This window comes from Nocardioides sp. NPDC054178, assembly GCF_055585005.1.
In genome coordinates this window covers 1-17,793 of record NZ_JBVJKY010000003.1, presented here as the reverse complement: position 1 = coordinate 17,793, position 17,793 = coordinate 1, and the positions used below count along the sequence as shown (strand labels likewise).

At 69.3% G+C, this 17,793-nt stretch carries 21 protein-coding genes and 1 pseudogene; 11 read left to right on the top strand and 11 right to left on the bottom strand.

Annotated elements, in window-relative coordinates:
• Positions 1-26: 26 nt before the first annotated feature.
• The 7 genes from ACZ6WN_RS12635 to ACZ6WN_RS12605 are packed head-to-tail and all read left to right on the top strand — an operon-like array spanning position 27 to position 4,730.
• A complete protein-coding gene (locus ACZ6WN_RS12635) occupies positions 27-1,568 on the top strand; it encodes an amidase (RefSeq protein ID WP_465864991.1) in 1,542 nt (513 codons plus the stop codon).
• Entirely contained in the window at positions 1,565-2,269 is a 705-nt protein-coding gene (nthB, locus tag ACZ6WN_RS12630) for a nitrile hydratase subunit beta (RefSeq protein WP_465864990.1), read from the top strand. Before ACZ6WN_RS12635 ends, nthB begins: the two co-directional genes overlap by 4 nt.
• Positions 2,266-2,865, top strand: coding sequence for a nitrile hydratase subunit alpha (nthA, locus tag ACZ6WN_RS12625; RefSeq protein ID WP_465864989.1), 600 nt, complete (start codon positions 2,266-2,268; stop codon positions 2,863-2,865). The genes nthB and nthA overlap by 4 nt, the downstream gene beginning before the upstream one ends.
• On the top strand, positions 2,862-3,290 hold the full coding sequence (locus ACZ6WN_RS12620; protein WP_465864988.1) for a nitrile hydratase accessory protein: 429 nt from the start codon (positions 2,862-2,864) through the stop codon (positions 3,288-3,290). Before nthA ends, ACZ6WN_RS12620 begins: the two co-directional genes overlap by 4 nt.
• 20 nt (positions 3,291-3,310) lie before the next feature.
• Positions 3,311-3,511 (top strand): CbtB domain-containing protein, encoded by a 201-nt coding sequence (locus ACZ6WN_RS12615; protein ID WP_465864987.1) that lies wholly within the window; start codon positions 3,311-3,313, stop codon positions 3,509-3,511.
• Entirely contained in the window at positions 3,511-4,317 is an 807-nt protein-coding gene (locus ACZ6WN_RS12610; RefSeq protein ID WP_465864986.1) for a CbtA family protein, read from the top strand. The genes ACZ6WN_RS12615 and ACZ6WN_RS12610 overlap by 1 nt, the downstream gene beginning before the upstream one ends.
• Positions 4,318-4,322: 5 nt before the next feature.
• On the top strand, positions 4,323-4,730 hold the full coding sequence (locus tag ACZ6WN_RS12605) for a hypothetical protein (RefSeq protein WP_465864985.1): 408 nt from the start codon (positions 4,323-4,325) through the stop codon (positions 4,728-4,730).
• A gap of 69 nt (positions 4,731-4,799) precedes the next feature.
• Here ACZ6WN_RS12605 and ACZ6WN_RS12600 read toward each other — a convergent pair whose 3' ends face one another.
• The 8 genes from ACZ6WN_RS12600 to ACZ6WN_RS12565 form a co-directional block, all read right to left on the bottom strand.
• Positions 4,800-5,135, bottom strand: a complete 336-nt coding sequence (locus tag ACZ6WN_RS12600; RefSeq protein ID WP_160028798.1) for a metal-sulfur cluster assembly factor — start codon at positions 5,133-5,135, stop codon at positions 4,800-4,802.
• Between the two features lie 110 nt (positions 5,136-5,245).
• Complete coding sequence (gene sufU, locus ACZ6WN_RS12595) at positions 5,246-5,710, bottom strand: Fe-S cluster assembly sulfur transfer protein SufU (RefSeq protein ID WP_465864984.1); 465 nt, start codon at positions 5,708-5,710, stop codon at positions 5,246-5,248.
• Entirely contained in the window at positions 5,710-6,963 is a 1,254-nt protein-coding gene (locus ACZ6WN_RS12590) for a cysteine desulfurase (RefSeq protein WP_465864983.1), read from the bottom strand. The genes sufU and ACZ6WN_RS12590 overlap by 1 nt, the downstream gene beginning before the upstream one ends.
• Position 6,964: 1 nt before the next feature.
• A complete protein-coding gene (sufC, locus tag ACZ6WN_RS12585) occupies positions 6,965-7,723 on the bottom strand; it encodes a Fe-S cluster assembly ATPase SufC (RefSeq protein WP_465864982.1) in 759 nt (252 codons plus the stop codon).
• Complete coding sequence (gene sufD / locus ACZ6WN_RS12580) at positions 7,720-8,904, bottom strand: Fe-S cluster assembly protein SufD (RefSeq protein WP_465864981.1); 1,185 nt, start codon at positions 8,902-8,904, stop codon at positions 7,720-7,722. The genes sufC and sufD overlap by 4 nt, the downstream gene beginning before the upstream one ends.
• The gene (sufB, locus tag ACZ6WN_RS12575) at positions 8,904-10,322 is read right to left on the bottom strand and encodes a Fe-S cluster assembly protein SufB (protein ID WP_465864980.1); all 1,419 of its coding nucleotides are present in this window, start codon (positions 10,320-10,322) and stop codon (positions 8,904-8,906) included. The genes sufD and sufB overlap by 1 nt, the downstream gene beginning before the upstream one ends.
• Positions 10,319-11,062, bottom strand: a complete 744-nt coding sequence (locus ACZ6WN_RS12570) for a helix-turn-helix transcriptional regulator (protein ID WP_465864979.1) — start codon at positions 11,060-11,062, stop codon at positions 10,319-10,321. Before ACZ6WN_RS12570 ends, sufB begins: the two co-directional genes overlap by 4 nt.
• A 118-nt stretch (positions 11,063-11,180) precedes the next feature.
• Positions 11,181-11,564: a hypothetical protein gene (locus ACZ6WN_RS12565; RefSeq protein WP_465864978.1), complete on the bottom strand. Its 384-nt coding sequence runs from the start codon at positions 11,562-11,564 to the stop codon at positions 11,181-11,183.
• Positions 11,565-11,647: 83 nt separating this feature from the next.
• Here ACZ6WN_RS12565 and ACZ6WN_RS12560 point away from each other — a divergent pair, with 83 nt between their 5' ends.
• Positions 11,648-12,253, top strand: a complete 606-nt coding sequence (locus ACZ6WN_RS12560; protein ID WP_465864977.1) for a methyltransferase domain-containing protein — start codon at positions 11,648-11,650, stop codon at positions 12,251-12,253.
• A gap of 16 nt (positions 12,254-12,269) precedes the next feature.
• Here the strand turns inward: ACZ6WN_RS12560 and ACZ6WN_RS12555 are convergent, their stop codons facing one another.
• From ACZ6WN_RS12555 to ACZ6WN_RS12545, 3 genes are all read right to left on the bottom strand, one after another.
• The gene (locus ACZ6WN_RS12555; protein ID WP_465864976.1) at positions 12,270-13,466 is read right to left on the bottom strand and encodes an outer membrane protein assembly factor BamB family protein; all 1,197 of its coding nucleotides are present in this window, start codon (positions 13,464-13,466) and stop codon (positions 12,270-12,272) included.
• A gap of 84 nt (positions 13,467-13,550) precedes the next feature.
• A complete protein-coding gene (locus ACZ6WN_RS12550) occupies positions 13,551-14,021 on the bottom strand; it encodes a PPOX class F420-dependent oxidoreductase (RefSeq protein WP_465864975.1) in 471 nt (156 codons plus the stop codon).
• Positions 13,987-14,628 carry a glyoxalase gene (locus tag ACZ6WN_RS12545; RefSeq protein ID WP_465864974.1) on the bottom strand — a complete coding sequence of 214 codons (642 nt, stop codon included), beginning with the start codon at positions 14,626-14,628 and terminating at the stop codon, positions 13,987-13,989. The genes ACZ6WN_RS12550 and ACZ6WN_RS12545 overlap by 35 nt, the downstream gene beginning before the upstream one ends.
• Before the next feature lie 295 nt (positions 14,629-14,923).
• Between ACZ6WN_RS12545 and ACZ6WN_RS12540 the strand changes: the two are divergent.
• From ACZ6WN_RS12540 to ACZ6WN_RS12530, 3 genes and pseudogenes are all read left to right on the top strand, one after another.
• Positions 14,924-15,583: pseudogene (locus ACZ6WN_RS12540) on the top strand (ABC transporter ATP-binding protein); the annotation flags it as partial.
• Between the two features lie 247 nt (positions 15,584-15,830).
• A complete protein-coding gene (locus tag ACZ6WN_RS12535) occupies positions 15,831-16,622 on the top strand; it encodes an ABC transporter permease (RefSeq protein ID WP_465864973.1) in 792 nt (263 codons plus the stop codon).
• Positions 16,619-17,521: a COX15/CtaA family protein gene (locus ACZ6WN_RS12530; protein WP_465864972.1), complete on the top strand. Its 903-nt coding sequence runs from the start codon at positions 16,619-16,621 to the stop codon at positions 17,519-17,521. The genes ACZ6WN_RS12535 and ACZ6WN_RS12530 overlap by 4 nt, the downstream gene beginning before the upstream one ends.
• Positions 17,522-17,793: the final 272 nt, after the last annotated feature.

The following is a 17,793-nucleotide window of genomic DNA, read 5'->3' as shown; positions in this document are numbered from 1 at the left end:
CGACGCATCCCCTCTGGAGGAACCCCATGCCGATCGACCAGCCCGACGCAGAGGAATTCGAAGCCCTCGCGTCGGCCAACCGGCTCGCCATCGACCCCGCCGATCTCCCGACCTACCTCGGCGCCGCGACCGGGCTGCTGCAGTCCTGGGACGTCGTGGAAGAGCTCTACGCCGAGATCGCTCCGGTGATTCCCGAGCGGGCCGCCCATCGCCCTTCGGAGGCGGAGAACCCGCTCGGCGCCTGGTACGTCACCTCCGAGATCACCGGCGCTCCCGACGGTCCGCTCGCCGGGCGCCGGGTCGCGATCAAGGACAACACCGCCGTGGCGGGCATCCCGATGATGAACGGCTCGAGGACGGTCGAGGGGTACGTCCCGGCGACCGACGCCACCGTGGCCACCAGGCTCCTCGAGGCCGGAGCGACGATCGCAGGCAAGGCGGTGTGCGAGGACCTCTGCTTCTCCGGCGGCTCGCACACGTCCAAGACCGGGCCGGTCCGCAACCCGTGGGACACCACGCGCTCGGCCGGTGGGTCCTCCAGCGGCAGCGGCGCGCTGGTCGCCAGCGGTGAGGTCGACCTCGCCGTCGGCGGCGACCAGGGCGGCTCGATCCGGATCCCGTCGGCGTTCTGCGGCACGGTCGGGCACAAGCCGACCTTCGGGCTCGTGCCCTACACCGGTGCCTTCCCCATCGAGCAGTCCATCGACCACCTGGGCCCGATCGCCCGCACCGTCGCCGACGCGGCGCTCGCGCTGAACGTGCTCGCCGGCCCCGACGGGCTCGACCCTCGCCAGCCCGAAACGGTCGCTCCGGTCGACTATCTCGCAGCCCTGCAGGAACCGGCTGCGGGCCTGCGCATCGGCGTCATCACCGAGGGATTCGGCTTGGCCAACTCCGAGCCCGAGGTGGACGCCACCGTCCGCGAGGCCATCGCCACGCTCGAGGGCGCCGGCCTGGTCGCCGAGGACGTCTCGATCCCCTGGCACCGGCACGGCGCCGCGATCTGGGACGTGATCTCCGTCGAGGGTGCCACCTTCCAGATGGTCGAGGGCAACGGCTACGGAATGAACTGGAAGGGCTACTACGACCCCGAGCTGATCGCCCACTACGGCCGCCAGTGGCGGAACGACCCGGGCGCGTTCTCGGAGACCGTCAAGCTCGTCGCGCTCGCCGGAAAGCACGCCCTCGACACCGAGCACGGCCGTCACTATGCGATGGCGCGCACCTTGGAGGCGTCGCTCCGTGCTGCGTACGACGAGGCGCTGGAGACGTACGACGTGCTCGTGCTCCCGACGGTGCCGATCCGCGCCAGCCTCATCCCCGGCCCCGATGCCTCGGTCGAGGAGGTCCTCGGCCGCGCGCTGGAGATGGTCGCCAACACCTGTCCGTTCGACGTCACCGGGCACCCCGCGTGCTCGGTGCCGGCCGGTCTCGCCGACGGCCTGCCCGTCGGACTGATGATCGTCGGCAAGCTGTTCGACGACGCCACCGTCCTGCGTGTCGCGCAGGCCCTGGAAACCGCAGTCGGGGGCTTCCCGCTGCCGACCACCGTAAGGAGCAACGCATGAACGGAGTGTTCGATCTCGGCGGGACCGATGGGATCGGTCCGGTCGATCCGCCGGAGCAGGAGCCGGTCTTCCGCGCCGAGTGGGAGAAGCCGATCTTCACCATGTTCGCCGCGCTCTTCCGCGCCGGCTGGTTCGGCGTGGATGCGTTCCGCCACGGCATCGAGAACATGGACCCGGCCGTCTATCTCAAGGCGCCCTACTACGAGCACTGGCTGGCCAGCTTCGAGTACCACGGCGCCCGGACCGGCAACCTCGACCTCGCCGAGCTGGACCGGCGCACGGCCCACTACCTGGCGAACCCCGATGCTCCGCTCCCCGAGCACGAGCAGAGCCAGGAGCTGCTCGACTTCGCCAACGCGGTGGTGCCGGCGGGCGCCAGCGCCCTTCGCCCCACCGACAAGGAGCCCCGCTTCAAGGTCGGCGACACGGTCCGGATGAGCACCGAGGTCCCGTTCGGCCACACCCGGATCGCGGGCTACACCCGCGGCAAGGTCGCGACGGTCGTCGCTCACCACGGCTCGTTCATCTATCCCGACACCGCCGGCAACAACCTGGGCGAGGACCCCCAGCACGTCTACACGATCAGGTTCGACGCCACCGAGCTGTGGGGCACGTACGGCGACGCCAACGGCACCGTGTGCTTCGACGCCTGGGACCCCTACCTCACCCTCGTCACCACCACCGAAGGAGCAGCAGCATGAGCAGCCTCGTCCCCAGCCAGGAGGAGATCGCCGCACGCGTCAAGGCCTTGGAGTCGATGCTCATCGAGCAGGGCGTCATCACCACCTCGATGGTCGACCGGATGGTCGAGATCTACGAGAACGAGGTCGGTCCACAGCTCGGCGCCAAGGTCGTCGCCAAGGCCTGGAGCGACCCCGAGTTCAAGGCCCGCCTCCTCGAGGACGCCACCGCGGCCTGCAAGGAGCTCGGCATCGGCGGCCTCCAGGGTGAGGACATGGTCGTCCTGGAGGACTCCGACGAGGTCCACCACGCGATCGTGTGCACCCTGTGCTCCTGCTATCCGTGGCCGGTGCTCGGTCTGCCGCCGAACTGGTACAAGGAGCCCGCCTACCGCGCCAGGATCGTGCGCGAGCCGCGCAAGGTCCTCGCCGACGACTTCGGGTACGCCGTCCCCGACTCCACCGAGATCCAGATCTGGGACTCGAGCTCGGAGATGCGCTACTGGGTCCTGCCCCTGCGCCCGACCGGGACCGACGACTGGTCCGAGGAGCAGCTCGCCGAGCTCGTCACCCGCGACTCCATGATCGGCGTCGGCCCCGTGAAGGCCGCCTCATGACCGCCACCATGAGCGACCTCCACACGCTCCCCACGGAGGCACGCCGCCAGGTCGTCGAGCAGCTGGTCTGCGGCCTTCCGGGCGGCCGGCCCGACGAGCTGTCGTTCGAGCAGCCCTGGGAGATCCGGGCGTTCGCGCTGGCCGTCGCCGCCCACCAGGCCGGCGAGTACCGGTGGCCCGCCTTCCAGGGTGCGCTCATCGACTCGATCAAGGACTGGGAAACCCAGAACCCGGGGCTCGCGGACCCGTCGTGGTCCTACTACGAGCACTGGGTGACAGCGCTGGAGACCGTCCTCGGCGAGGCCGGGATCATCGAGTCCTCGACGGTCCAGGAGCGCATCCACGAGGTGCTGGCCACACCCGCCAACCGCAACCACCACGAGGCTCACCTCGAGCCGATCGCCATCGACCCCGCTCGAAGCTGAGCCACCCCAAGGAGAATCTCATGAGCAACTCGTCCGCATCGCTCGCTCCCGCCCCGTCGGCCGGCGTCCCTCTCTGGGCCTGGGCGGTCGCCGCCTTCGCCCTGTTCGCGGTGTACTTCCTGGTCCAGGAGAACGGCGCCATCCTCTCGGCGGATGCCGCGACCTGGCTCCACGAGGTCACCCACGACGGACGGCACGCTCTCGGCGTGCCCTGCCACTGATGTCCGCGGCGAAGACGGGCTGGGGCGCCCGCATGCTCGCGGGCCTGACCGCCGGCGCTGCTGCTGGCCTCTCGGCCACAGCAGTCCTCCTGCTGGCGGTGGAACCCCGCATCGAGGCGGCCATCGCCATCGAGGAAGGCAACTCGGGTGGGCACTCCCACTCGCCCGACGCCGCCACCGGTGCCCATGATCACGGCGAGCTCGTGACCCGGCTGCAGCAGCAGGTCGGCGGCGCGATCACCGTCATCATCGTCGCCGCGCTGCTCGGGCTCGCCTTCGCCGTGGTCTATACCCGCGTACGTCACCGCCTGCCCGGGTCGACCGAGGTCGGCCGCTCGGTAGCGCTCGGCGCGCTCGGGTTCACCGCCTTCGCTCTCGCACCGGCGCTGGTCCTGCCTGCCAACCCGCCTGCGGTGGGCGACCCGGACACGGTCGACCAGCGCACCGCCGGCTACCTCCTGGTCATCCTGGTGACGGTGCTGCTCACGATGGCGGTGTTCGCGCTCACCCGGTCGCTGGCCGAGCGTGGCTTCAGCCCCCAGGTGCGCTGGGTCGCCGGCTGTCTGGTCGGCATCGCCGGCGCCGTCGCCCTGCTCACCCTGTTCCCGCGACTGGACGCCGAGATCCCGCACGAGGTCCCGGCCGCGCTCATCTGGGAGTTCCGCCTCGCCTCGCTCGGACAGCTCGCGGCGATGTGGGGCATCCTCGGGCTGACGCACGGCCTGCTGGTCACGCGCCTGCTCGCCACCTCCTCGACGCCGGGCCGCACGGCCAGGCCCAGCCCGGTGGCCGGGCTGAGGGGCTGACCGGCATGCTCTCCAAGACCGCGGCAGGCGGTGACAGCTGCACCGTCACCGTCTGCCGCGGTTGCTGCTGTGGCAGCAGCGAGGTCCACCCCGGAGTGGATCACGCCGGGCTGGTCGCCGACCTCGGTGACCGCCTCGACGGCCGGGCCTCGCTCCGGGTGCCCGGCTGCCTGTGGGCCTGCCGCGCGGCGAACGTCGTCGTCGTCTCACCGGCCGCCGACGCCCGACGCTCCGGCGCCCGGCCGGTCTGGTTCGCACGCATCCTCGACCCCGGGGCCAACGAGGCGATCGCCTCCTGGGTGCACGCCGGAGGACCGGGGCGCGCACCGCTCCCCGACCTGCTCGACCAGCACCTCACCCTCCCGTTCCGGCGCCCGCGTGCGCAGCTACGGATCAGCCCGCCAGGTGCGTGAGCTGCTCGCTTCTTCCCAAAACGAGCTCTGGCCTGCGAGTCAGCTCGCAGGCCAGAACCGGTGCCATCCTCAGACGTTGAACCCGAGAGCGCGCAGCATCTCGCGGCCGTCGGGGGTGATCTTGTCCGGGCCCCACGGCGGCATCCAGACCCAGTTGATGTGCACGTCGTTGACCATGCCCTCCAGGGCCTGCGAGGTCTGGTCCTGGATGACGTCGGTCAGCGGGCAGGCCGCCGAGGTCAGCGTCATGTCGATGACCACGTTGGAGTGGTCCTCGATGTGCAGGCCGTAGATCAGGCCCAGGTCGACGACGTTGATGCCGAGCTCGGGGTCGACGACATCCTTCATCGCCTCCTCGACGTCCTCGATCTTCAGGCTCGCACCCTCGACCGTGGACGTACGCATCCCCTGCCATTCCGGGGCCTCGTGACCGTGGCCATGGCCGTGGCCCGAGTGGTCGTGACCGGAGTGGTCATGACCCGCGTGGTCGTGTGTGCTGTGATCGGTCTCAGTCATCATCTCTCCTCAGCGAGCGCCTGCACGTTGGCCTGTGCGGTGGCGTCTTTCCAGGCCATCCACGACAGCAGCGCGCACTTGATCCGGGCGGGGAACTTGGCGACGCCGGCGAAGGCGATGCCGTCCTCCAGAATGTCCTCGTCGGGCTCCACCTGGCCCTTGCCCTGCATCAGGCGAAGGAACTCCTCGTGGATGACCATCGCCTCATCCACCGTCTTGCCGACGACCAGGTCGTTGAGCACGGAGGCCGATGCCTGCGAGATGGAGCAGCCGAGGGCGTCGTAGGAGATGTCCTCGATCTTGCCGTCGCCGACGTGCACCCGGAGGGTGATCTCGTCACCACAGGTCGGGTTGACGTGGTGCACCTCCGCCTCGAACGGGTCGCGAAGACCCTTCCCGTGCGGGTTCTTGTAATGGTCCAGGATGATCTCCTGGTACATCGCTTCGAGATTGGCAGCAGTCATCACTGATCCAACTTGAAGAACGTGCGTACGTATTCCAGCCCCTCGACCAGCGCGTCGATCTCGGCGGGCGTGGTGTAGAGGTAGGACGACATCCGGTTGGAGGCCTGTACGCCGAACCGCTGGTGGGCCGGCTTGGCGCAGTGGTGCCCGGCGCGGATCGCGACCCCCTTGGAGTCGAGGACCTGGGCCACGTCGTGCGGGTGGACCCCGTCGAGCTCGAAGGCGATCGCTCCGCCGCGCTTGGCCGCGTCGGCCGGGCCGAGCACGCTCACGCCCGGGACGGTCGCGAGACGCTCCAGCGCATAGGCCGTGATCGCCTGCTCGTGGGCATGGACGTTCTCCATCCCGACGTGCATGAGGTATTCCAGCGCCGCACCGAGGCCCACGGCCTCGGCGATCGGCGGGGTGCCGGCCTCGAACTTGTGCGGGATCGGCGCGTAGGTCGACTTCTCCATCGTCACCGTCGCGATCATCTCGCCGCCACCGAGGAACGGCGGCAGCGCCTCGAGCGCGGCCCGCCGGCCCCACAGGACGCCGATGCCGGTCGGTCCGACGACCTTGTGGCCGGTGAAGACAAGGAAGTCGGGACGCTCCTCCTCGGCCATCGAGGCCAGGTCGATCGGCAGCACCGGGGCGGCCTGCGCGGCGTCGACGACGACCAGCGCGCCGACCTCGTGGGCCTTGCGGGCGATCTCGGCGACCGGGTTGATCGTGCCGAGCATGTTGGAGACCCAGGTCAGCGCGACGATCTTGGTCGCCGGCGTGATCAGCTCGTCGATGTTCGACAGGTCGAGCTCGCCGGAGTCGGTGAGCCCGAACCACTTCAACGTCGCACCCGCACGCTGCGTGGCGAGCTGCCACGGAACGATGTTGGAGTGGTGCTCCATCTCGGTGGTCACGACCACGTCGCCCGCGGCCAGCGGCACGGTGTTGGCGACCAGGTTGAGCCCCTCGGAGGCGTTCTTGGTGAAGATCACCTCGTCGCGCTCGGGCGCGCCGAGGAAGCGCGCGACGGTGTCGCGCGCCCCCTCGAAGGCTTCGGTGGCCTCGGCACCCAGGTGGTGCATCGCCCGGGCGATGTTGGCGTTGTGCCGCTCCAGGTGGTCGACCATGGTGTCGATCACGATCTGCGGCTTCTGCGAGGTGTTGGCGCTGTCGAGGTAGACCAGCGGGGTCTCGCCACCGTCGAAGGTGCGCTCCAGGATCGGGAAGTCCTTGCGGACCAGATCCAGGTCGGGCAGCAGACCCTTCATGTCAGACCCCTGCCGCGACGTACTTCTCGTAGCCGTTGGCCTCCAGCTCCTCAGCCAGGTCCGGGCCACCCGACTCCGCGATCCGGCCGGCCACGAAGACGTGCACGTGGTCAGGCTTGATGTAGCGCAGGATGCGGGTGTAGTGGGTGATCAGCAGGACCGACTTGCCATCGCGGGCGCGGAAGTCGTTGATCCCCTCGGAGACGACCTTGAGCGCGTCGATGTCGAGGCCGGAGTCGATCTCGTCGAGCAGCGCGAAGGCCGGGTCGAGGATGTCGAGCTGGGCGATCTCGTGGCGCTTCTTCTCGCCACCCGAGAAGCCCTCGTTGACCGAGCGCTGGGAGAAGGACGGGTCCAGGTGCATCTTGCTCATCGCACCGTTGACGTCCTTGACCCACGTACGCAGCTTGGGGGCCTCGCCGGTCAGCGCGGTCTTCGCGGTGCGCAGGAAGTTGGCCACGCTCACGCCGGGGACCTCGACGGGGTACTGCATCGCCAGGAAGAGCCCGGCCTTGGCGCGCTCGTCGACGGACATCTCCAGGACGTCCTCACCGTCGAGGGTGACGGTGCCACCGGTGATGGTGTACTTCGGGTGGCCGGCGATCGAGTAGGCAAGGGTCGACTTGCCCGAGCCGTTGGGGCCCATGATCGCGTGGGTCTCGCCGGAGTTGATCGTCAGGGTCACGCCCTTGAGGATCTCCTTGGCACCGTCCTCGGTGCCGACCGAGACCGTGAGGTCCTTGATCTCAAGCGTGCTCATGCGTTCGTGTCCTTCTGGATGAGGGTGTTGATGTTCTTGGCGAGCTCGGCCTCGACCGTGGAGGTCAGCTTCTCCTCGAGCTCGGGGACGCCGATCTGACGGATCAGGTCGTTGAAGAAGCCGTGCACGACCAGGCGCTTGGCCTCGGTCTCGGAGATGCCGCGGCTCTGCAGGTAGAAGAGCTGCTCGTCGTCGAAGCGGCCGATCGCCGACGCGTGGCCCGCGCCCTCGATCTCGCCGGTCTCGATCTCCAGGTTGGGCACGGAGTCGGCCCAGGCACCGTCGGTGAGGATGAGGTTGCGGTTCTCCTCATACGTCTCGATGCCCTCGGCCTCCTTGCGGATCAGCACGTTGCCGATCCAGACCGCGTGGGCCTTCTCGCCCTGCAGCGCGCCCTTGTAGACCACGTTGGACTTGGTCTTCGGGGCGGTGTGGTCGACGAAGAGACGGTGCTCGATGTGCTGACCGGCGTCGGCGAAGTAGAGGCCGAGCGACTCCACGGAGCCGCCGGGGCCGGAGTACTCCGCGGAGAAGTCGTGGCGCACCACGTCGCCGCCGAAGCTCACCGAGACGTGCTTGAGGGTGGCGTCGCGGCCGACCTTGGCGTGCTGGGTGGAGAGGTGGACGGCGTCGTCGGCCCAGTCCTGGACGGAGACGACGGTGAGGTCGGCGCCGTCCTCGACGACGATCTCGATGTTGTCGGCGACGACGGCGGAGCCCTCGAAGACCAGCACGACGGTCGCCTTGGCGAACTTCTCCGCCACGATCACCGCGTGACCGGCGCCGGCGGTCTCCGAGCCGGTGCCGTGGTGGCGGATCACGGTCGCGCCCTCCACCACGGAGTCGGTCGGGATCCGCACGACGGTCGCACCGGTGCTGGCCGCCCAGGCACGCGCCGAGACGCGGTCGGTCGGAACCAGGCCCGAGGACCCGCGTACGGCATCGTCGGCCGCCACGGTCTCGACGGTCACGCCTGCGGCCGCCTCGACCTCCACCTTGGTCGCTCCGTCGGCGAACGGGGCGTCGTTGTGGATGCCCTTGAGGCGCTTGAGCGGGGTGAACCGCCAGATCTCCTCGCGACCCTTCGGCACCTCGTGCGCCTCGACGTCGAAAGAGCCTTCGGGGTGGAGGTGGGACTCGACCTTGTCGAGCTCCAGGGCCTCCTGTACAGCTGCGGTCATCAGCCGACCGCTCCTTCCATCTGCAGTTCGATCAGGCGGTTGAGCTCGAGGGCGTACTCCATCGGGAGCTCCTTGGCGATCGGCTCGACGAAGCCGCGCACGATCATCGCCATCGCCTCGTCCTCGGCCATGCCGCGGGACATCAGGTAGAACAGCTGGTCGTCGGAGACCTTCGAGACCGAGGCCTCGTGACCCATCGAGACGTCGTCCTCGCGGATGTCGACGTAGGGGTAGGTGTCCGAGCGGGAGATCTGGTCGACGAGCAGCGCGTCGCACAGCACGTTGGACTTCGAGCCGTGGGCGCCCTCGTTGACCTGGATCAGACCGCGGTAGGAGGTGCGGCCACCGCCGCGCGCCACGCTCTTCGACAGGATCGACGAGGAGGTGTTCGGGGCGGCGTGCACCATCTTGGCGCCCGCGTCCTGGTGCTGGCCCTCGCCGGCGAAGGCGATGGAGAGCGTCTCGCCCTTGGCGTGCTCACCCATCAGGTAGACCGCCGGGTACTTCATGGTCACCTTGGAGCCGATGTTGCCGTCGACCCACTCCATGGTCGCGCCCTCTTCGCAGACGGCGCGCTTGGTGACCAGGTTGTAGACGTTGTTCGACCAGTTCTGGATCGTCGTGTAGCGAACGCGGGCGTTCTTCTTCACGATGATCTCGACGACCGCGGAGTGCAGCGAGTCGGACTGGTAGATCGGGGCGGTGCAGCCCTCGACGTAGTGAACGTAGGAGCCCTCGTCGGCGATGATCAGGGTGCGCTCGAACTGGCCCATGTTCTCGGTGTTGATCCGGAAGTAGGCCTGCAGCGGGATGTCGACGTGGACACCCTTCGGCACGTAGATGAAGGAGCCACCCGACCACACCGCGGTGTTCAGCGCGGCGAACTTGTTGTCGCCGACCGGGATCACCGTGCCGAAGTACTCCTGGAAGATCTCCGGGTGCTCCTTGAGCGCGGTGTCGGTGTCGAGGAAGAGCACGCCCTGGGCCTCGAGGTCCTCGCGGATCGAGTGGTAGACGACCTCCGACTCGTACTGCGCGGCGACGCCGGCGACGAGGCGCTGCTTCTCGGCCTCCGGGATGCCGAGGCGGTCGTAGGTGTTCTTGATGTCCTCGGGCAGGTCCTCCCACGAGGTGGCCTGCTTCTCCGACGAGCGCACGAAGTACTTGATGTTGTCGAAGTCGATGTCCGAGAGGTCGGAGCCCCAGGTGGGCATCGGCTTGCGGCCGAAGAGCTTGAGGCCCTTCAGGCGCAGGTCGAGCATCCACTGCGGCTCGGACTTCTTGTCGGAGATGTCGCGGACGATGGCGTCGTTGAGACCGCGCTGTGCCGCGGCACCGGCGACGTCCGAGTCGGACCAGCCGAACTCGTACTTGCCGATGCCCTTCAGCTCGGGGTTGAGCTCCTCGATGGAGGTCATGTCGTGACCTGCTCCTTCTTCTTCGAAACTTCGCCGGGACCGGAGGATCCAGGAGGGATGTGCGTCGTGCAGACTCCGTCGCCGTGGGCGATGGTGGCCAAGCGTTGTACGTGGGTGCCGAGCAGCTTCGCGATCGCCTCTGTCTCCGCCTCGCAGAGCTCGGGGAACTCCTGGGCGACATGGGCGACCGGGCAGTGCTGCTGGCACAACTGCTCACCTGCGTCATGACCGTTGATCAGCGGGAGCTCCCTGACGGAGGCCGCATAGCCGTTGGCCGTGAACACGTTCGCGAGCACCTGCGCGGGGCTGAGGTCCGTCTCGCCGGCGGCGATCCGGTCCAGTCCCTGCTTGATGAACGCCGCGCGGCGCTCCGCGAATTCCCGCACGGCCTCTTCGCCGGCCACCTCGGAGAGGAACCGCAGCGCCTCGACCGCCAGGTCGTCGTACTTCTTCTCGAAGCTGTCGCGACCCTGGTCGGTGAGCGCGAAGAGCTTGGCCGGGCGGCCACGCCCCCGCGTGGACGCGGTGCGCGGCTCACGCTGCTCCACCGCCTCCTCCTCGGCCAGGGCGTCCAGGTGGCGCCTGACCGCGGCCGGGGTGAGATCGAGCCGCTTGGCCAGCGTCGCAGCGGTCTGCGGACCGTCGACGAGCAGCGAGCGAGCGACCCGCTGACGGGTGCTCTCCTCACTGGTCTCTGCGCTGTGCCCGGTCGGGGGCAGAGTGCTCTCGTCGAATTTCACAACACCATTGTGACGTTATTCCCCCGGGCGATTCAACGAAGGTCACCCTTACTTGCCGTAGGGACAGCGAGATCGTGTCGTACGTCACCACCACATCCCGCTCAGCGGCGAACTCCGATCAGCCCGTCGGCATCCCGTCCAGGGTCGGCGAGGCGAGGGCGGCGACGCCGACGTAGACCGCGTCGGGCGGCAGCCAGCGGGTGCCGCGGTCGGAGCGCAGCACCGCGCGACCGCGTTCGAGGTCGAAGATGCCGACCCGGGTGCGGCCACCGAAGCGTACGACCGCCACCTCCCCGCGCTTGGGTCGGCGGGGGTTGATCATCAGGTCGGAGCCCGGCGGGAGGCCGCGAGAGGTGAGGTGGGCGCCGACAAGACGGTAGACCTGCCTCCCCTCCTCCGGCGCACGCGCCGATGATCGTTTGGCGGGGCCAGGCAACGCCTCAGGAGCGACGTCGAACGGCAGCGGTACGTCACGCCGGGACGCGCCGCCAGTCGATCTCATGTTCGAAAGCGTACCGGTCGACGACGGCTCACGGAACCGCTCCGGTCTCCCGCCCCTCCCGCCGGTCCGGAAGACTGTGGCCCATGACCGTCAACGACCCCACGGACTGGGAGACCGCGTACGTACGTGGCACGACCGGCTGGGACCTCGGCGCTCCCCTGGCCTACATCGAGGAGGACCCGGCGCTGCTCGGCGAACCCGGCACCGCCTTCGCGCCGGGCGCCGGCCGTGGGCACGATGCGGCGGGGTTGATGGCCGCCGGATGGCGTACGACGGTTGTCGACGTCTCGCCCACGGCGGCCGCCTACGCGGCAGAGCACTACCCGGACCTCTCCTACGTGGTCGGCGACGCGCTCGACATCGACGTCGTCCTGGAGGCGACGGGCGGGCCGGTCGACCTGATGTGGGACCACACCTTCTTCTGTGCGCTGCCGCCCGCCTGGCGCGGCCGCGTCGGCGACCTGGCCCGGGCGGTCGTACGCCCCGGCGGACGAGTCGCATCGGGGGTCTTCCCCGTCGACCGTCCGAGCGAGGAGGCGGGCCCGCCGTGGACGTACGTCCCCGAGGACATGACCCGCGCCCTCGGCCCCGACTTCGACCTGGTCCACCTCTCCGAGCCGCGCCGGCTGAACCCGCGGCTGCCATGGAGCCACCGCCTCGGGATCTGGCAGCGTTCCCGAGGGTTGTGAGGCGCCGACCAGCTCCTCAGCTCGCTTTCGACGGCAGCTGGTAGGCCGTCGTCTCGGTGTCCTCGCTCGTCGAGTCGACGCTGCCCACCATCAGCAGGTCGCCGACCTTCGTCACCACGGTGGGAGTGGTCGCGACGGTGCCGAGGGTTTCTTCGCCACCGCCGTCGAGATCGCGACGGATGACGACGTAGCCGGTGTCGGACTGGGTGTCACGACCGATGTAGACGCCGTTCAGGTCGGCCCCCAGGAACGTGTCTCGGGCTTGGCCGGCGTGGCTCCAGACCACGGTCCCCGAGCTCAGGTCCCAGGCTCGAAGGGCACCGTCGCCGGCATCGTCAGACCCGGACAGCTCCTCGTCGTAGGAGCCGAAGACCCGGTCGTCCACGACTTCGGCCGACCCGAGGATCGGCGTCGTGGCGAGAGCTTCCTGTGCCCGGCCGACGGTTCTACCCATCTCACCGGTGCGCGGGTCGATGGTGCGCACGCCCTGCGCCCCCTCGATCCAGATGTCGGCGACGATCGGACCGGTGGCGTAGACCGCGCCCACGTAAGGCCGATCGCCGGCGACGGTCCACGAGCGCTCGCCGGTGTCGACGTCGAAGCCGCTGAGACCGTCCTTCTCGGAGACCAGGGCGGTGGCACCGGTGGTGGCGACCCGACATCCGAACGAGCCCAGCTCGGCGGCACCCTGACGAGCCTTCAGCGGCTCCAGCCTGTCGCCTGTCGTGACCTCCCAGCGCTCGATCGCGCAATCGGTCGCGACCGACACGGTCGCCTCGGTCAGCCCGACCATGCCCCCGCCCTCGGAACGTCCACCGATCGACTCAAATGTCGCCGACCACAGGGTGTCGCCGTCGGCGGTGTCCACGACCGCGACCCGGTTGCAGCCGTGCGAGCCCGACGGATGGTCACGCACCGCGACGAGCCCGGCATCGTTCACCGCGGAGATCTCGCACACGTTCTCCTCCAGAGGCAGATGCCAGGCCTCCTTGCCGTCGGCGAGGCGTACGGCCTCGATCCGGGAGTCGTCGATGTTGGCGTAGATCCACAGCTCGTCGGTGGCCGTCCAGGAACCCGACGACAGGAACTCGGTCTCCGGACCGCCCGGTCGAGTCCACTTCTCGGTCAGAGCCGAATCCGACTCCTCCCCACAGCCCGCGAGCATCGCACCGACCAGCAGGACCGCCGTCAGAGTCGCCCATCGAGACTTCACGGGGACCAACGGTAAAGGGAGTCTGCGCTCCGGGTATCCGCTTTCCGTGAAGTGCGTCGACCGCTGGTCAGCGGTACCGTCCGCTCAGGCGAGGCGGGCGGGGAAGCCGCCGGTGGCGATCGGGCCCCAGCGCTTCGGGGTGATCCGGAGGAGGGACTTGCCCTGGTCGATCATGGCCTGGCGGTACTCGTCCCAGTCGGAGTGCTCGCCGGAGATGTTGCGGAAGTAGGTGACGAACGCGTCGAGCGCTTCCTCTCCCGAGACGGCGTCGAGCACCTCGGCCTCGCCGTCGACCTGGACCCACGCGCCGTTCCACTCCTCGGAGAGGACCATCACGCTGACCTGCGGACGCCGGCGGGCGTTGCGGGTCTTGGCCCGCTCGGGATAGGTCGCGATCACGATCCGCCCGTCGTCGTCGACGCCCCCGGTGACCGGCGAGAGCTGCGGAGACCCGTCGGCTCGGCCGGTCACCAGGATCATCTGGTGGCGGGGACGTACGAACTCCAGGAGCCCCTCGAGATCAACGGTCGTGTTCGTCGCGATCGTGCGTGCCATGGTCCCCAGCCTGCCAGGTGAACCCGTCCGGGTCGGTGAAGGCCTCGCTGCCGCCACCCAGCACGATGCCGTACGCAGCAGCGGGGTCGAGCGCGACGCCGGTCTCCTTCTCCAGGGCGCGCCGGGGATAGATCGCGAGCTGGACGGCGCCGGGAGCGGCCTCGAACTCGGCGTACTTGCCACCGAAGCTCCGCTTCACGCCGAGCCCGCGCTCGGCGTAGAACCGCTTGCTCGCCTTGACGTCGGCCACACCGAGGAGCAGGACGATGTCGTCGATCTCCCGGGTGGCGGGACCGTGGTCCTTCTTCGCCGAGGTCGCGAGCTTCCAGATCGAGCCGTCGGGGGCCTGGACGATCCCGCCGTAGCCCCAGAACGACTTCTCGACGGGCTTGAGCGAGGTGGCGCCGGCCGCGAGCGCCGAGTCGACGAGGCTGTCGACCGTCGAGGGCTGGCCGACGACCAGGGAGATCGTGAAGGGGCGGCCGGTGCCGGTGCCCGGGCCCTGGCGTACGGCGATCTGGTCGGTGAGCCCGAAGGCCTTCTCGTAGAACGCCCGGGCGTCCGTGGGGTCGGTTGCGTCGAGGGTGATGGTCTCAAGTGTGAACATGTCTCGACCTTAGGAATCCGGAGGCCGCCGGGGCTTCTCGATTCCTGACCGGCTTGTCTGTTGATCTTCTGAGCAGAAATTGTGTCTGAGACACCGCGTCATGGCCCGGGGGGCATGCCGTCTCATCCCCGCGTTGGCCGTCCTTCGGTGGGAGTTGGGCGGCCAACGTCCTGACAGACAGCTAAGAATCCACAGGATCCGCCCTACGCGATTGGGCCGCTGGCGTGCGCCTTCTTAGACTGCCGCCGTGGAATCTTCCGTCGCCAGGCCCGCTGTCGAGGTACGCGACCTGCGCATGACCTACGGCGACAAGACGGCCGTCGACGGACTCACCCTGAGCGTCGCCGAGGGTTCGATCACGGCCGTGCTCGGACCCAACGGTGCCGGCAAGACGACCACCCTGGAGACCTGCGAGGGCTACCGCAAGCCCCAGCAGGGCACGGTGCGCGTGCTCGGACTCGACCCGATCGCCGACCGCAAGCAGCTGCTCCCCCGGATCGGGGTGATGCTGCAGGGGCAGGGCGCCTGGAGCGGCGTACGCGCCATGGAGATGCTCAAGCACATCTCCCGGCTGCATGCGCATCCGCTCGACGTCGACTACCTGGCCGAGCGGCTCGGGCTGGGCGAGTGCGGTCGCACCCCCTACCGACGCCTCTCCGGCGGGCAGCAGCAGCGGCTCGGGCTGGCGATGGCGCTGGTGGGCCGTCCGGAGCTGGTGTTCGTGGACGAGCCGACGGCGGGGATGGACCCGCAGGGGCGGCGTACGACCTGGGAGCTGCTGCGTGAGCTGCGCGCCGACGGCGTCACCGTCGTGCTGACCACCCACTACCTGGAGGAGGCCGAGGAGCTGGCCGACCAGGTGCACATCATCGACCGCGGGCGGATGATCGCCTCGGGCACGCCGCTCGAACTCACCCGGGGCGGCGCCACGGCCACGGTGCGGCTGGTCGTCACCAGGCCGTTCCCGCCCGGTGCGCGCGAGTCGCTGCGCCAGGCGCTCGGCGAGGACACCGAGGTCACCCTGCTCGATGAGCGTTCGATGCGGGTCACCGGCAAGGCCGACCCCTCCACGCTCGCCAAGGTGAGCCGCTGGTGCGAGGAGAACGACGTGCTTCCGGAGTCGCTGACCCTGGGTCGCAGGAGCCTCGAGGACGTCTTCCTCGACCTCACCGGAGGGCTCCAGCTCAGCGAGGGGATCGAGCATGTCTGAGACGGCCACGGGGACCTTCACCCCGAAGCCCGGCGGCGCCCCGATCACCCGGCAGGTGGTCGCCCAGGCGCTGATGGAGGCCAAGCTGATGCTCCGCAACGGCGAGCAGCTCCTCCTCGCCGTCGTGATCCCGGTGATGGTCCTGATCGGCGGCGTCACCGCGGGCAACGCGATCGACCTCGACCTCGGCACCGACCGGCCGCTGGTCGATCTCCTCACCCCGGGCGTCCTCGCCCTGGCGATCATGTCGACCTCGTTCACGAGCCTCGCGATCGCGACCGGGTTCGAGCGGCGCTACGGCGTGATCAAGCGCCTGGGTGCCTCACCACTCCCCCGGATCGGCCTGCTCGCCGGCAAGGTGCTCGCGCTCGGCTGCGTACAGCTCGTGCAGCTCTTCGTCATCGGCGGCGTCGGCCAGATCCTCGGCTGGACCCCCGCCGCAGGGTTCGGCACCGTCCTCGCCTTCTTCCTCGCCATCGCGATGGGCACCCTGGCCTTCGCCTCGCTCGGGCTCTTCGTCGCCGGCGTGCTGCGCGCCGAGGCGACCCTGGCCGCCGCCAACCTCATCTACCTGCTCCTCCTCGCCGGCGGCGCCGTGGTGCTGCCGCTGACCGCCTACGGCGCCTACGGCGACGTCGCCCGCTGGCTGCCCTCGGGCGCGCTGGGAGAGGCGGTACGCACCGCCTTCCTCGACGGCGTACCCGCCTGGCAAGACCTCGGCGTGCTCCTGATCTGGGCCGTTCTCGGCTCCACCCTCACAGCTAGGACCTTCAAGTGGGAATGACGTCCACCGAACCCTCCACCGGCCCGGCTCCCTCGGCCAAGGACAAGGTCCTCGCCTGGCTCCGCGCCCATGCGTTCGGTCTGGCGATCGCCAACCTGATCGCCAACATCGGGATCGTCGTGACCGGCGGGGTGGTCCGGTTGACCGGCTCCGGCCTCGGCTGCCCCACCTGGCCCAAGTGCACCGAGGATTCCTACGTCGCTCACGAGGCGCTCGGGATCAACGGCGTCATCGAGTTCGGCAACCGGCTGCTGACCTACGTGCTGGCCGCTGTCGCCGTCGCGGTCATCGTCGCCGTCTGGAACCGTCGTGGAGTCATCCGCACCCTGGCGATCACCATCGCCTTCGGCATCCCGCTCCAGGCGGTCATCGGCGGGATCACCGTCCACACCGACCTCAACCCCTACGTCGTCGCGCTCCACCTGCTCGCCTCGATGGCGATGGTCGGCCTGTGCGTCTGGATGCTCGACGAGCTCCGCTCACCCGAGCGCGAGGCCGCGCCCCGCAGCGTGCGCGTCGCCGCCGTCGTCACCTTCGCCGTCGGCTGGCTCTCGCTCTGGCTCGGCACCGTCGTGACCGGCTCCGGCCCCCACTCCGGCGACCTCGACTCGCGCCGCACCGGCCTCGACCCGGCCTTGATGTCCCACATCCACGCTTACGCCGTCTACGCGCTCATCGCCGCCACCCTGGTCACCCTGTGGCTGGGCCGGAAGAACGCCTACGTCCGCAGCGTCACCATCGTCCTGCTGGTCATCGAGCTCGCCCAGGGCCTGATCGGCTGGGTGCAGTACCTCACCGACCTCCCCGTACTCCTCGTCGGCTTCCACATGCTCGGCGCCGCCCTCATCTCCGCCGGCCTCGCCCGCGTCGTGGTCTCCACCCGCGCCCACTCCGCCTGACCACCGAATCCTCAGCCGCGTCGGCCGAGACGTCACGTACGTCGGCCGAGACGTCACGTACGTCGGCCGAAGCGTCACTTACGTCGGCCGAGTTGGCAGGGCATCGCGCACCCGTCCGACGGGACCGACGCCTCACCCGACCTAACCGACGCCTCACCCGACCTAACCGACGCCTCGCCCGACCTAACCGACGCCTCGCCCGACCTAACCGACGCCTCGCCCGACCTAACCGACGCCTCGCCCGACCTAACCGACGCCTCGCCCGACCTAAC